Origin of the sequence: Rhodoligotrophos defluvii, from assembly GCF_005281615.1 — a bacterium.
GTDB classification, from domain to species: Bacteria; Pseudomonadota; Alphaproteobacteria; order Rhizobiales; family Im1; genus Rhodoligotrophos; species Rhodoligotrophos defluvii.
Map to the genome: position 1 here is coordinate 1,493,773 of NZ_SZZM01000001.1, position 13,280 is coordinate 1,507,052.

At 63.9% G+C, this 13,280-nt stretch carries 14 protein-coding genes; 13 read left to right on the forward strand and 1 reads right to left on the reverse strand.

Features of this window, described 5'->3' with window-relative positions; all coding sequences use genetic code 11:
• Positions 1-2: 2 nt before the first annotated feature.
• The 13 genes from E4P09_RS07110 (at position 3) to E4P09_RS07170 (ending at position 12,193) form a co-directional block, all read left to right on the forward strand.
• On the forward strand, positions 3-1,994 hold the full coding sequence (locus E4P09_RS07110) for a conjugal transfer protein TraG (RefSeq protein WP_137388813.1): 1,992 nt from the start codon (positions 3-5) through the stop codon (positions 1,992-1,994).
• A 3-nt stretch (positions 1,995-1,997) separates the two neighbouring features.
• The gene (locus tag E4P09_RS07115) at positions 1,998-2,444 is read left to right on the forward strand and encodes a CopG family transcriptional regulator (protein ID WP_137388814.1); all 447 of its coding nucleotides are present in this window, start codon (positions 1,998-2,000) and stop codon (positions 2,442-2,444) included.
• A gap of 165 nt (positions 2,445-2,609) precedes the next feature.
• Positions 2,610-3,599, forward strand: a complete 990-nt coding sequence (trbB, locus tag E4P09_RS07120) for a P-type conjugative transfer ATPase TrbB (RefSeq protein ID WP_137388815.1) — start codon at positions 2,610-2,612, stop codon at positions 3,597-3,599.
• Positions 3,596-3,928 carry a TrbC/VirB2 family type IV secretion system protein gene (locus E4P09_RS07125; protein ID WP_137388816.1) on the forward strand — a complete coding sequence of 111 codons (333 nt, stop codon included), beginning with the start codon at positions 3,596-3,598 and terminating at the stop codon, positions 3,926-3,928. The genes trbB and E4P09_RS07125 overlap by 4 nt, the downstream gene beginning before the upstream one ends.
• Entirely contained in the window at positions 3,928-4,209 is a 282-nt protein-coding gene (locus tag E4P09_RS07130; RefSeq protein ID WP_003170524.1) for a VirB3 family type IV secretion system protein, read from the forward strand. Before E4P09_RS07125 ends, E4P09_RS07130 begins: the two co-directional genes overlap by 1 nt.
• Before the next feature lie 13 nt (positions 4,210-4,222).
• The gene (gene trbE / locus E4P09_RS07135) at positions 4,223-6,679 is read left to right on the forward strand and encodes a conjugal transfer protein TrbE (RefSeq protein WP_137388817.1); all 2,457 of its coding nucleotides are present in this window, start codon (positions 4,223-4,225) and stop codon (positions 6,677-6,679) included.
• Positions 6,676-7,455: a P-type conjugative transfer protein TrbJ gene (gene trbJ, locus E4P09_RS07140; RefSeq protein WP_137388818.1), complete on the forward strand. Its 780-nt coding sequence runs from the start codon at positions 6,676-6,678 to the stop codon at positions 7,453-7,455. Before trbE ends, trbJ begins: the two co-directional genes overlap by 4 nt.
• Positions 7,456-7,466: 11 nt before the next feature.
• On the forward strand, positions 7,467-7,754 hold the full coding sequence (gene trbK-alt / locus E4P09_RS07145) for a putative entry exclusion protein TrbK-alt (RefSeq protein ID WP_137388819.1): 288 nt from the start codon (positions 7,467-7,469) through the stop codon (positions 7,752-7,754).
• Between the two features lie 3 nt (positions 7,755-7,757).
• Entirely contained in the window at positions 7,758-9,116 is a 1,359-nt protein-coding gene (trbL, locus tag E4P09_RS07150) for a P-type conjugative transfer protein TrbL (protein WP_137388820.1), read from the forward strand.
• Positions 9,113-9,802: a conjugal transfer protein TrbF gene (gene trbF / locus E4P09_RS07155; protein WP_010395139.1), complete on the forward strand. Its 690-nt coding sequence runs from the start codon at positions 9,113-9,115 to the stop codon at positions 9,800-9,802. The genes trbL and trbF overlap by 4 nt, the downstream gene beginning before the upstream one ends.
• Positions 9,799-10,782 (forward strand): P-type conjugative transfer protein TrbG, encoded by a 984-nt coding sequence (gene trbG / locus E4P09_RS07160; protein WP_137388821.1) that lies wholly within the window; start codon positions 9,799-9,801, stop codon positions 10,780-10,782. Before trbF ends, trbG begins: the two co-directional genes overlap by 4 nt.
• A gap of 68 nt (positions 10,783-10,850) precedes the next feature.
• A complete protein-coding gene (locus E4P09_RS07165) occupies positions 10,851-11,975 on the forward strand; it encodes a TraB/TrbI/VirB10 family type IV secretion system protein (protein WP_428977701.1) in 1,125 nt (374 codons plus the stop codon).
• Complete coding sequence (locus tag E4P09_RS07170) at positions 11,972-12,193, forward strand: DUF2274 domain-containing protein (RefSeq protein WP_137388823.1); 222 nt, start codon at positions 11,972-11,974, stop codon at positions 12,191-12,193. The genes E4P09_RS07165 and E4P09_RS07170 overlap by 4 nt, the downstream gene beginning before the upstream one ends.
• A gap of 28 nt (positions 12,194-12,221) precedes the next feature.
• Here E4P09_RS07170 and E4P09_RS07175 read toward each other — a convergent pair whose 3' ends face one another.
• Entirely contained in the window at positions 12,222-13,271 is a 1,050-nt protein-coding gene (locus E4P09_RS07175; RefSeq protein WP_239025045.1) for a LysR family transcriptional regulator, read from the reverse strand.
• Between the last annotated feature and the right edge of the window lie 9 nt (positions 13,272-13,280).

Consider the following 13,280-nt stretch of genomic DNA (forward strand, 5'->3'; position numbering starts at 1 on the left):
GAATGTCCGCCACCAAAATCCTCTGGGGCCAGATCCTTACCGTCTTTTTGATCATCCTCCTCACCACCTGGGGCGCGACGCAATATGTCGCCTGGCAACTTGGCTATCAGGCCCAGCTCGGCACACCATGGTTCGAGCTTGCCGGCACGCCGATCTATTATCCCCCGGCGATCTTCTGGTGGTGGTACTTCTTCGACGCCTATGCGCCGGGCGTGTTCGCCAAGGGCGGCGTCATCGCCGCATCAGGCGGCTTCATCGCCATCTCGGTCGCCATCGGCATGTCGGTGTGGCGCGCCCGCGAACAGAAAAATATCGAAACCTATGGCTCGGCTCGATGGGCGAAACCGCAGGAGGTGAAGACGGCGGGCCTGCTCAACCCTGACGGCGTCGTCCTCGGTAAGCTCGATCGTCACTATCTTCGCCACGACGGACCGGAGCATGTTCTGTGTTTTGCTCCGACCCGATCCGGCAAGGGTGTCGGCCTCGTCGTCCCAACCCTGCTGACCTGGCCGGGCTCCGTCGTCGTCCACGACATCAAGGGCGAAAACTGGCAGCTCACCGCCGGCTTCCGCTCGAAGCACGGTCGGGTCCTGCTGTTCGACCCCACCAATCCGAAATCGGCCGCCTACAATCCTTTGCTTGAAGTGCGGCGCGGCGAGTGGGAGGTGCGCGACGTCCAGAACGTCGCTGACGTCCTGGTCGACCCCGAGGGTTCGCTGGAGAAACGCAACCACTGGGAAAAGACCAGTCACTCTTTGCTGGTCGGCGCCATCCTTCACGTCCTCTATGCCGAGAAGGACAAGACCCTCGCCGGCGTCGCAGGTTTCCTGTCCGACCCGAAGCGCCCGATCGAAACCACGCTGGCGGCGATGATGACCACGCCACATCTCGGCGAGGCCGGCCCGCATCCTGTCATCGCTTCGACGGCCCGCGAACTGCTCAACAAGTCCGACAACGAGCGCTCCGGCGTCCTGTCTACCGCCATGTCCTTTCTAGGCTTGTATCGCGATCCCGTTGTCGCCGAGGTGACACGCCGCTGCGACTGGCGCATCGCCGACCTTATCGAGGACGCGCGGCCGGCGACCCTCTACCTGGTGGTCCCGCCATCCGACATCTCGCGCACCAAGCCGTTGATCCGGCTTGTGCTCAACCAGATCGGCCGCCGCCTGACCGAGGATCTGCACACCAAGGCCCGGCGACACCGGGTCCTGATGATGCTCGACGAGTTTCCGGCTCTCGGCCGTCTCGACTTCTTCGAAAGCGCGCTCGCCTTCATGGCCGGCTACGGCATGAAAGCCTTCCTCATCGCTCAGTCGCTCAACCAGATCGAAAAGGCCTACGGCGCCAACAACTCGATCCTCGACAACTGCCATGTCCGCGTGAGCTTCGCTACCAATGACGAGCGCACCGCAAAGCGCGTCTCGGATGCGCTCGGCACCGCCACAGAAATGAAGGCGATGAAAAACTACGCCGGGCACCGTCTGTCGCCCTGGCTCGGTCACCTCATGGTGTCGCGCTCTGAAACCGCGCGTCCGCTGCTGACCCCCGGCGAGATCATGCAGCTTCCGCCCAACGATGAAATCGTCATGTTGGCGGCGACCCCGCCGATCCGGGCCAACAAGGCGCGCTACTTCGAGGACAAGCGCTTCGTCGAGCGCGTACTGCCCCCACCAGACCCGGCTAAAACCAGTCGCACGACGCGCAAGGATGCGTGGACAGAGCTGAAGCCGCAGGCGCCGGACGCTGCGCTGCTCGCCGAGATCCAGAAGGCCGAGCAAGACGCGGCCAATAGCGGCCTTCGTCGAGAGCCCGAGCTTCCCGACCATGTCGCAATCGTCAAGGAAACGACCGATCCGAACCCTGCCGACGAGTTCAAAGCCCTGCTCGACGACGAACCCGAGGACGCCGCGCGCCAGCGGCAAGCGCTTCGCCGCCAGATGAGCGGCATCGCGCGCCAGGTCGCCATGGACCCCAACGACAATATGGAGCTCTGAGCCATGCGCGACCGGATGAACGTATACTTCCCGCCCGAGATGCTGCGCCAGATCGCCGACCTTGCTGACCGAAAGAAAATCTCACGCTCGGCGATCGTCGAAGCCGCAGTCGCATCGTTTCTCTCGCCAGATGGAGCAGACAAGCGCGAAGCCGCCCTCACACGCCGTCTCGACCGTATGACAAGGCAGATCCAGCGCATCGAACGCGATCTCGGCATCACCGCCGAGACGCTAGCGCTATACGTTCGCTTCTGGCTGTCGGTCACACCGCCGCTGACCGGCGACGCCAACGCCGCTGCGCAGGCAAAAGGCCGCGAACGCTATGAAGGGTTCATTGAGACAATCGGGCGACGACTACAGCAGGGTCAGAGTTTCCTACGGGAGATTCCGGACGACGTGGCTCCTGACCTAGAACCTGGCGAAGGCGATTCGCCAGAAGCGAAGCAATAGTTATACCCTCTTCGAATCTTCCCGAAGTCCGCTCCGCCGTTCGCCTGTATTTGCACTCTACGCTACTACTACGACAAAGACTTGTTGAATCAGCCCAACTTCGGGCTCTTTTAATCGTCCCCGATCCAGGGCCGGCTGAACGGTCCCTGGCCGCAAGGGGACGACATGGCGGCATCTCACCAGAAATCGGAAGCGATCACGCGCGGCGCGCGCATGCTGCGCACAGCCCTTGGACCGGCCATCGCGCGGTTTCTGGAAGACCCGTCGATCGTCGAGGTGATGCTCAATCCTGACGGCCGGCTCTGGATCGACCGGCTGTCCGAAGGTCTGTCTGACACAGGCGAGCGGCTGGCGCCCGCAGATGGCGAACGGATCGTGCGACTCGTCGCGCACCATGTCGGCGCCGAGGTCCATCCCGGCAATCCGCGGGTGTCGGCCGAACTGCCCGAAACGGGGGAGCGGTTTGAGGGTCTGTTGCCCCCAGTTGTTGCGGCGCCGGCTTTCGCGATCCGCAAACCTGCCGTCGCAGTCTTCACGCTCGACGACTATGTGGCCGCCGGAATCATGTCGGCGGACCAGGCCGAGGCTCTGAGCGGGGCGGTCGCCGCTCGGGCCAATATCCTTGTCGCCGGCGGCACCTCGACCGGCAAGACCACGCTCACCAATGCGTTGCTCGCCGAGGTCTCCAAGACCACGGACCGCGTCGTCATCATTGAGGACACGCGCGAACTGCAATGCTCCGCACCCAACTTAGTCGCCATGCGCACCAAAGACGGTGTCGCCACCTTGTCGGATCTGGTGCGGTCCTCACTGCGATTGCGCCCAGACCGCATTCCGATCGGAGAGGTCCGCGGCTCCGAAGCTCTCGACCTGCTTAAGGCCTGGGGAACGGGTCATCCGGGCGGCATCGGCACCATCCATGCCGGCACAGGGATCGGTGCGCTGCGCCGCCTCGAGCAACTCATCCAGGAAGCCGTCGTCACCGTCCCAAGGGCGCTGATCGCCGAGACCATCGACCTTGTGGCCGTTCTTGCTGGTCGTGGCTCGCAACGCCGGCTCGCCGAACTTGCGCGCGTCGATGGCCTTGGCCCGGACGGCGACTACCGCGTCACTCCCGCAACCTCAGCCTCAAGCCCAACAGGAGATCCCTCATGATCCGTCACGCCCGGCGCATCCGCCACCATATCACGGCAGCAGCAGCCGTCACCTATGCGACCCTGATCCTCACCCCGGCCGCTCACGCTTCCGGTTCGTCCATGCCCTGGGAAGCGCCGCTTCAATCGATTCTGCAATCGATCGAGGGCCCGGTCGCCAAGATCGTCGCGGTCATCATCATCATCGTCACCGGCCTCACACTGGCCTTCGGCGACTCGTCCGGCGGGTTCCGCCGTCTGATTCAGATCGTGTTCGGTCTGTCGATCGCGTTCGCCGCATCCAGTTTCTTCCTCTCCTTCTTCTCGTTCGGCGGCGGGGCGCTCGTCTGATGGCGGGGAGGCTGGAACAGCTCGACGAGGTGCCGGGCTTCACCGTGCAGGTCCACCGGGCGCTAACCGAGCACATCCTGCTCGGCGGCGCCCCGCGCTCCATCGCCATCATGAACGGCACTTTGGCCGGCGCCGTCGGCCTCGGTCTGCGCCTCTGGCTTGTCGGCCTTGCCATCTGGGTTGTCGGCCACTTCGCCGCCGTCTGGGCCGCCAAGCGCGACCCGCTCTTCGTCGAGGTCGGGCGGAGGCATCTGCGCATCCCCGGCCACCTGTCGGTCTGAGGGAGCACCGCCCATGATGAACCTTGCCGAATATCGCCGCACTGCCAGCCGCCTGGCGGATTTCCTGCCTTGGGCGGCTCTGGTGGGCCACGGCGCCGTCCTCAACAAGGACGGTTCGTTCCAGCGTACCGCACGCTTCCGCGGCCCCGACCTCGACAGTGCCGTTGCGGCCGAATTGGTCGCGGTCGCGGGACGCCTCAATAACGCCTTCCGTCGGCTCGGCTCTGGCTGGGCGATCTTCGTTGAAGCGCAACGGCACGAAGCCTCGACCTATCCCAAGAGCCGTTTTCCCGATCCGGCTTCGGCCTTGGTCGATGCCGAGCGTAAGGCCGACTTCGAAGAAGCCGGCGCTCATTTCATTTCCGGCTACTTCCTGACCTTCACCTACCTGCCGCCGGCCGAAGATGCGGCGCGGACCGAAGCGTGGCTCTATGAAGGACGCGACCGAAGCGGCGTCGATCCGCACGAAGTCCTGCGCGGCTTCATCGATCGCACCGACCGGGTGCTGTCGCTGCTCGATGGTTTCATGCCGGAATGCGGCTGGCTCGATGACGCCGAGACGCTGACCTATCTGCATTCCTGCGTTTCAACCAACCGTCATCGGGTGCGGGTCCCCGAAACGCCGATCTATCTGGATGCGCTGCTCGCCGATCAGCCGCTCACCGGTGGGCTTGAGCCGCGTCTGGGACATTCCGATCTGCGCATCCTCACGATCGTCGGCTTCCCCACCGCGACGACACCCGGAATCCTGGACGAGCTGAACCGTCTTGCATTCCCCTATCGCTGGTCGACACGGGCAATCCTGCTCGACAAGACCGACGCCACCAAGCTGCTCACCAGGATCAGGCGGCAATGGTTCGCCAAGCGCAAATCCATCGCCGCAATCCTGAAAGAAGTCATGACCAACGAGGCATCCGCCCTCGTTGACACCGACGCAGCCAATAAGGCCGCAGACGCCGATCTCGCGCTCCAGGAACTCGGGGCCGACTATGCCGGCCAGGCCTATGTCACGGCGACGATCACCGTCTGGGACAACGACCCGCGGATCGCAGACGAAAAGCTGCGTTTGGTCGAGAAGGTGGTCCAGGGCCGCGACTTCACCGCCATGCCCGAGACTATCAACGCCGTAGACGCATGGCTCGGCTCGCTGCCGGGCAATGTCTACGCCAATGTTCGGCAGCCGCCGATTTCCACGCTCAATCTCGCCCACATGATCCCGCTTTCAGCGGTGTGGGCGGGGCCGGAACGGGACGAGCACTTCGGGTCGCCCCCCTTGCTGTTCGGCAAGACCGAAGGAAGCACCCCGTTCCGGTTTTCCCTTCATGTCGGAGACGTCGGCCATACACTCGTCGTCGGTCCGACTGGTGCGGGCAAGTCCGTGCTGCTGGCGCTGATGGCGCTCCAATTCCGCCGCTACGAAAACTCTCAGGTTTTCGCCTTCGACTTCGGCGGCTCCATTCGGGCCGCAGCATTGGCGATGGGCGGCGATTGGCACGACCTTGGCGGTGATCTGACGGACGGCGCCGAGTCTTCCGTATCACTTCAGCCTCTCGCGCGCGTCCATGACGTGCCCGAACGCGCCTGGGCCGCTGACTGGCTCATCGCCATCCTGATGCGCGAAGGCATCCAGATCACGCCAGAGGTGAAGGAACACCTCTGGTCCGCCTTAACGTCGCTCGCCTCCGCCCCTGTCCAAGAACGCACCATCACCGGCCTGTGCGTGCTGCTGCAATCGAACGATCTCAAGCAAGCCTTGCGGTCCTATTGCGTCGGCGGGCCTTATGGTCGGCTTCTTGATGCCGAGAATGAGCATCTTGGGCATGCAGCGGTGCAGGCGTTCGAGATCGAGGGCCTTGTCGGCACAGGCTCTGCGCCCGCCGTTCTCGCCTATCTCTTCCACCGCATCGGCGACCGCCTCGACGGATCGCCCACACTGCTGATCATCGACGAAGGCTGGCTCGCCCTTGATGACGAAGGCTTCGCAGGTCAGCTCCGCGAATGGCTGAAGACCCTGCGCAAGAAGAACGCCTCGGTCATCTTCGCCACCCAATCGCTCAGCGACATTGATGGCTCGGCGATCGCCCCGGCCATCATCGAGAGCTGCCCGACGCGGCTGCTGCTGCCTAACGAACGGGCGATCGAGCCCCAGATCACCGCCATCTATCGTCGCTTCGGATTGAATGATCGGCAAATCGAGATCCTCGCGCGGGCCACCCCGAAGCGGGACTACTACTGCCAGTCGCGACGCGGCAACCGCTTGTTCGACTTGGGCCTCTCCGAAGTGGGCCTCGCGCTCACCGCGGCTTCCTCCAAAACCGATCAGACGGCCATCGCCAGGATCTTCGCCGAGCATGGGCCGGACGGATTCCTCCCCGCATGGCTGCGCCTGCGCGGCGTCGACTGGGCTGCCGACCTTATCCCCGATCTCGCCAATCTCGTTCCCCCAGCCCCCAAGGAGACTACATCATGACCATCCATCGTTCCCGCTCGCGCGCACTATTCATGGCCGCGACAATGCTGGCGATGCCCGTCGCCCTGTCGCCGATCTTCATCTCTCCGGCGCATGCTCAATTTGGCTTCGGACGGATCGTGTATGATCCGTCCAATTACGCGCAGAACGTGCTCACTGCCGCGCGCACGCTGGAGCAGATCAACAACCAGATCACACAGCTTCAGAATGAAGCGCAGATGCTCATCAATCAGGCGCGCAATCTTGCGAGCCTGCCGCATTCCTCGCTCCAGCAGCTTCAACAGGGCTTTCAGCGCACGCAACAGCTTCTGAGCCAGGCTCAGAACATCGCCTTCGATGTTCAGAGCATCGATCGGGCCTTTCAGCAACAATACGGCAATGTCTCACTGTCGACGACGGAACAACAGCTCGTCGCCGATGCGCGCTCACGCTGGCAGAACACCGTGGGCGGACTGCAGGACGCCATGCGCGTCCAGGCCGGCGTGGTCGGCAACATCGACACGAACCGCGCCGAAGTTTCGACGCTGGTCGGCCAAAGCCAGGGGGCGACAGGCGCGCTCCAGGCGACCCAGGCCGGCAACCAGCTTCTCGCTCTCCAGTCGCAGCAGCTCTCCGATCTTGTCGCATTGCTTGCGGCCGATGGACGTGCCGGGGCGCTGACCGAAGCAGAAAGGGCTGCCGCAGCCGAACAGGGGCGCGAACAACGCCGCCGGTTCCTGACGCCTGGCTCCGGCTATCAGCCCGGCAACGCCCAGATGTTCAACAACGGCAACTGAGGGCGCGAGCATTGGATGGCAAGCTGCTGGCACGGCTCGGCGCGGTCGTCTTCGTCGCCATCGCGATCACTGCGACGGCGATCGAGATGACCCGGAAGGAGGAAGCTCCCGCAGAGGAGCCCGCGCGTCTCGCAGAGCCCGTGCGCGATCCCCTGCGCGAGGCTCAACGCCGGTGCCAGCAGCTTGGTCAAAGCGCCGCAAGCGATGCGGACTGCATGCGCGTCTGGGCCGAAACCCGCGACCGCTTCCTCGGCCGTGCGCCGGCGCCCACAGCCCCACCTCAGAATCAAGGACAGTGATCCATGGGCGGCACCGGCGTCATCGACACATTCCTCGGGACCTTCACCCGCTACATCGATTCAGGCTTCGGCCTGCTTGGCGGCGAAGTCGCCTTCATCGCCACAACCCTCATCGTCATCGACGTGACGCTGGCAGCGCTCTTCTGGTCCTGGGGAGCTGACGACGACATCATCGCGCGCCTTGTAAAGAAGACACTTTTCGTCGGCGTCTTCGCCTACATCATCGGCAACTGGAACAATCTGGCGAACATCGTTTTCGACAGTTTCGCCGGGCTCGGTCTGAAGGGTTCGGGCACCAGCTTCACCGTTCAGGATCTTTTGCGCCCCGGCAAGGTGGCGCAGACCGGCCTTGATGCCGCCCGTCCACTGCTCGAATCCATTTCCGATCTGATGGGGTGGATCGCCTTCTTCGAGAACTTCATCCAGATCGCCTGCCTGCTGTTCGCATGGGCTCTGGTGCTTCTCGCCTTCTTCATCCTGGCCGTGCAGCTCTTCGTAACGCTGATCGAGTTCAAGCTCACTACGCTTGCCGGCTTTGTGCTGATACCCTTCGGGCTGTTCGGCAAGACCGCCTTCATGGCCGAGCGCGTGCTGGGCAATGTCGTGTCATCCGGCATCAAGGTCCTGGTGCTTGCCGTCATCATCGGCATCGGATCGACCCTCTTCTCCCAGTTTACCGCTGGCTTCGGCGGCGAGACCCCTACGATTGACGAGGCCATGGCCGTGGTCCTCGCTGCGCTTTCGCTGCTCGGCCTGGGAATCTTCGGTCCTGGCATCGCCAGCGGCCTCGTCTCAGGCGGTCCGCAGCTCGGCGCCGGCGCCGCAGTCGGCACGGGGCTTGCCGTCGGCGGCGCGGCGCTGGCCGCAGGTGGTGCAGCGGGCCTGGCCGTCAAAGGCGGCGCCGCCGCCATGTCCGGTGGAGCCGCCGCCGTGCGTGGTGGCGCTGCCGCTGTCGGCGCTGCATCCTCGGCCTACAGTCTCGGTTCTCTTGGTCAGACTGGCGCGTCGGGCGTGGCCTCGGGCCTCGGAGGCGTCGCACGCGCAGCAGGTTCGGCTGCCGCATCGCCGCTCAAACGCGCCGCAACGAAAGCTGGCGAAAGCGTCAAGTCCAGCTTCGCCGAAGGCGCGAAGGCCGGTTTCGGAGCCACCGGCGGGTCCTCGACCATGGGGACCATCGGCGGCGCCGACGCTGCCCACGCTTCCGCCAGCCCTCCGCGAGATGGAGCCCCTGACTGGGCGAAGCGCATGAAACGCAGCCAGGCCCTCAGCCACGGCGTCTCAGCGGCCGGTCACGCCGTGCGCTCCGGCGACAGCCATGGCGGCGGCTCTTCCGTCAACCTTTCTGAAAGTGATCGCTCATGAGCCTCTTCAAACGACCCGCTACCCACTATGGCAAGACACCCGAGCCTGAAACACCATATCAGAAGGCAGCTCAGGTCTGGGACGAACGCATCGGCTCGGCCCGCGTGCAGGCGAAGAACTGGCGCTACATGGCGTTCGGCAGCCTGATTCTCACGGCGGGGTTTGCCGCAGCCCTGGTCTGGCAGTCAGCTCGCGGGACCGTCGTGCCTTGGGTCGTGCAGGTCGATAATCTTGGCCAAGCGCAAACCGTCGCGCCAGCCTCCGCGGACTATCGGCCCAACGACCCTCAGATCGCTTTCCACCTTGCTCGCTTCATCGAACAGACCCGCGCGATTCCGTCTGACGCCATCATTGTGCGCCAGAACTGGCTTCGCGCTTATGAATGGACCACTGATCGCGGAGCCGCAGCGCTGAACGATTACGCCCGTTCCAACGACCCCTTCACACGGGTCGGCCGCCAGCAAGTCGCCGTAGAAGTCTCAAGTGTGATCCGGGCTTCCCCCGATAGCTTCCGTGTCGCCTGGACAGAGCGTCACTATGAAAACGGCCAGCTCGCCCGAACGGAACGCTGGACCGCCATCCTGACCATCGTCATCCAGACGCCGCGCGACGCAGAACGCCTCCGCGCCAATCCTCTGGGCATCTATGTCAATGCCATCAACTGGTCGCGGGAGATGAGCCAATGAGCCGCCCTCCGATGAGCAAATCCGCGTTTCAGGTTTTATCCAGATCTGGCCTCGCGATCGTTCTGCTTTCCGCGACCGTACTTGCCGGTTGCGCGACCAATCGGCCGCCGCAAATCAGTTACGACTCGAACGTGCCGCCGCTGCCCGCCGTGCCGGCAGTCGTCACGGACGCGCAGCCGAGGCCATTGCATGTCCCTCCGGCATGGACGCCGGCAAGAGGGGGGACAGCCGCCAACACCCCGGAGGGGCGCGTCCAGAACGCCAACTCGGCCGCCCGCGTTCAGCCTCGCCGCGAAGGCTATTTCAACTCGATCCAGATCTATCCGTGGAGCGAAGGCGCGCTCTATCAGGTCTATGCCGCGCCCGGGCAGATCACCAATATCGCGCTGGAGCCAGGCGAGAGCCTGACAGGGGCCGGCCCCATCGCCGCTGGCGACACGGCACGATGGATCATCGGCGATACCGAAAGCGGCAGCGGCGCGACCCGTCGCGTCCATATCCTCGTCAAACCAAGTCGCGCTGACATCACGACCAACCTCGTCATCACGACCGATCGGCGGGTTTACATGATCGAGCTGCGCTCCGGCGAAGCGCCATATATGCCCGCCGTCGCTTGGGCCTACCCGCAGCCGCCCGCAGGTCAGAGGCAGAGCGTCCCGGCGACGCCCGTCATCCCCGTCGCCTCGGCGCGCAACTATCGCTACGGCTTGACCGGCGATTCATCGCCCTGGCGGCCGGTGTCGGTCTATGATGACGGACGGCGGGTCTATGTCGAGTTCCCGCGCGGCATCGTGCAGGGCGAGATGCCGCCGCTGTTCGTCATTGGTTCCGATGGCGAAGCGCAGATCGTCAACAGCCGCATTTTCCAGCACATCCTGATCGTCGATCGTCTTTTCGGCGCAGCCGAGCTGAGACTCGGCAGCGGCGACCGCCAGCAAACCGTCAGGATTGTCCGCACCGACGGGAGGCCAGCGTCATGAGCAACAAGGAAGATAACCGCGATGACGGCCTGGCGCCCGCCGGTCCCACTGTAGAGTCAACCTCGACCATGCGGCTGCGCGCTGAGCCCCCGCGCGTTACCCGGCTGTCCCGCAAGGTATTGGCTGGTGTCGGCCTCGTCGCCAGCATCGGCATCGGCAGCGCGCTGATTTATGCGTTGCAGACGCGCCAAGGCGGGCCTGGCAACGAGGAGCTCTATTCCACGGAGAACAGAACCACTGCCGATGGTCTTGCGGGACTGCCGCGCGACTATACCGGACCGGTCCTCGGCCCGCCTTTGCCAGGCGATCTCGGCGGTCCGATCCTCGACGCCCAGAACCGCGGCCAGCCCGTCGTGCCGCCAGCAATGGCGACACCCCAGGTCGATCCCGAGGAGCAACGCCGTCTCGCCGAGGAGGAAGCAGCTCGAACGAGCCGGGTGTTCTTCCAAACAGGACCTGGAACGGGCGCGCCGCCTGCAACCCCAGCCATGAGCAGTCCGTCGCTGGCGGGCCTCGGCCTGCCGGGTCAGATGGGAACACCAACCGCCCAAGAGCGGCAGAGCGCTTTCCTGAACGCTGCTGTCGATCGGCGCACGGTCGCGCCAGATCGCGTCATGGCCCCGGCATCGCCCTATGTGCTTCAGGCCGGCGCGGTGATATCCGCCGCCCTCATAACCGGCATCCGCTCCGACCTTCCAGGCCAGATCACCGCCCAGGTGACCGAGCACATCTATGATAGTCCCACCGGCCGCATCCTGCTCGTCCCCCAAGGCACCCGCATCATCGGCGAATACAGCAATGATGTCGGCTTCGGACAGCGCCGCGTGCTGCTAGTCTGGAACCGGCTGATCTTGCCGAACGGACGCTCTATCGTCCTGGAACGCCAGCCCGGCGCCGACACGCAAGGCTATGCCGGCCTTGAGGACGGCGTCGACTACCATTGGTGGGACCTTGCGAAAGCCGCCGGGTTGTCGACCCTTCTCGCCGTGGGCGCCGAGATCGCCGTCGACGATGAGGACCGTCTGATCCGCGCCATTCGTGACGGCGCCCAAGACACCATCAATGACGCTGGCCAGCAAATCATCCGCCGTCAGTTGCAGGTCGCGCCCACCCTGACAATCCGGCCGGGATTCCCGGTCCGGGTGATCGTCACTCGCGACCTGGTGCTCGAACCCTATGGAGCAGCGCAATGACCAAACTGAAGCTCGGCCCGATCGCCGAGGATAAGCCTGTAAAGATAACTCTGGATCTGCCCGGCGCTCTGCACCGTGACCTCAGTGCCTATGCTGAGGCGCTTGGTCGTGAATCCGGCCAACCCGTCATCGACCCCAAAAAGCTCATTGTTCCGATGCTTGAGCGGTTTATGGCAACCGACCGGGGGTTCGCCAAAGCTCGCCGAAATCGCGACTGATAGTGATCCCGGACGTCGTCCGACAAGATCAGATAAGCCGCAGACGGTCTCCAGAGCCTTTGGACGCCAGTTTTGAGGCTAGCGATAGAAAACGCCGAAGTGCCGGATTATCCCGCCCGGGTGCCCACACTGCGCTGAACGGCACTATGTCTTCGTCCTCGACCAGAGGTCGCAGTACGAGCCGGGGGACTGAAACAAAGCTCCAGCCGGCCGATACCACGGTTATGCCCCTGCCGATAGCGACCATATTCATCAAGGTCTCCTGGTTGCATGGCATGATCTTGATGGCGGGATAGGTGCTGTAATCCGCCAAGCGACGAACGATGTAATCGTGGACTTCGAGTCCGGGCGCGCATTTCGTTGCCAGGAATTTCTGGTCGCGGAGCCACGACCATTCAATCGTTTCACGCTCGGCTAGATGATGATCCGCCGAGAACGCAACATGCACTCGCTCTTGCCAGAGTTCGGCGGTTTCACAATCGGCGATCGCGCCGTTTCCGGTAAAGAAAGCGATATCCAGTTGCCGGGACCGCAGTGCGGCTATGTGTTCGGCCCTTCCTCCATCCCTGATCTCTATGGCTACCCCTGGATGTGACAAGGCATACTGTTCAATCAGCTCCCTCAGAAACCCGCCCGCGAGCGATGTCAGGACGCCGATGCTCAGGCTTCCGCTTTCACCGCGGCCCGCAGCACCGGCGGTTCGGGTCGCTCGCATGATCTGGTCAATCGCTGGACGAACGGCGGCGACAAATTGCTCTCCGGCATCCGTCAGGCAAATTCCGGAAGGGCATCGCTCGAAGAACGAAACGCCCACCACATCCTCAATGCGTTGCACGCCCCGGCTCACTGTCGCCGGATACTGCCCCAACGCCTCCGCAGCCCGCCGAAAGCTGCGATAGTCCGCCGCCGCCACGACATACTGAAGCGCGCTCAGATCAAATGGGATCTTCTCGGACACGGGAGGAAAAGAAGGCCCCTCTGAGTCCTGGTTTTCCTCCTCCATCCGCTCGACCTTCAGTCCGCCGGCGGAGGAAGCGATAACTGCCTCAGGATCAATGGCCTCGGGCAACAATCCCATTTGTGAAAA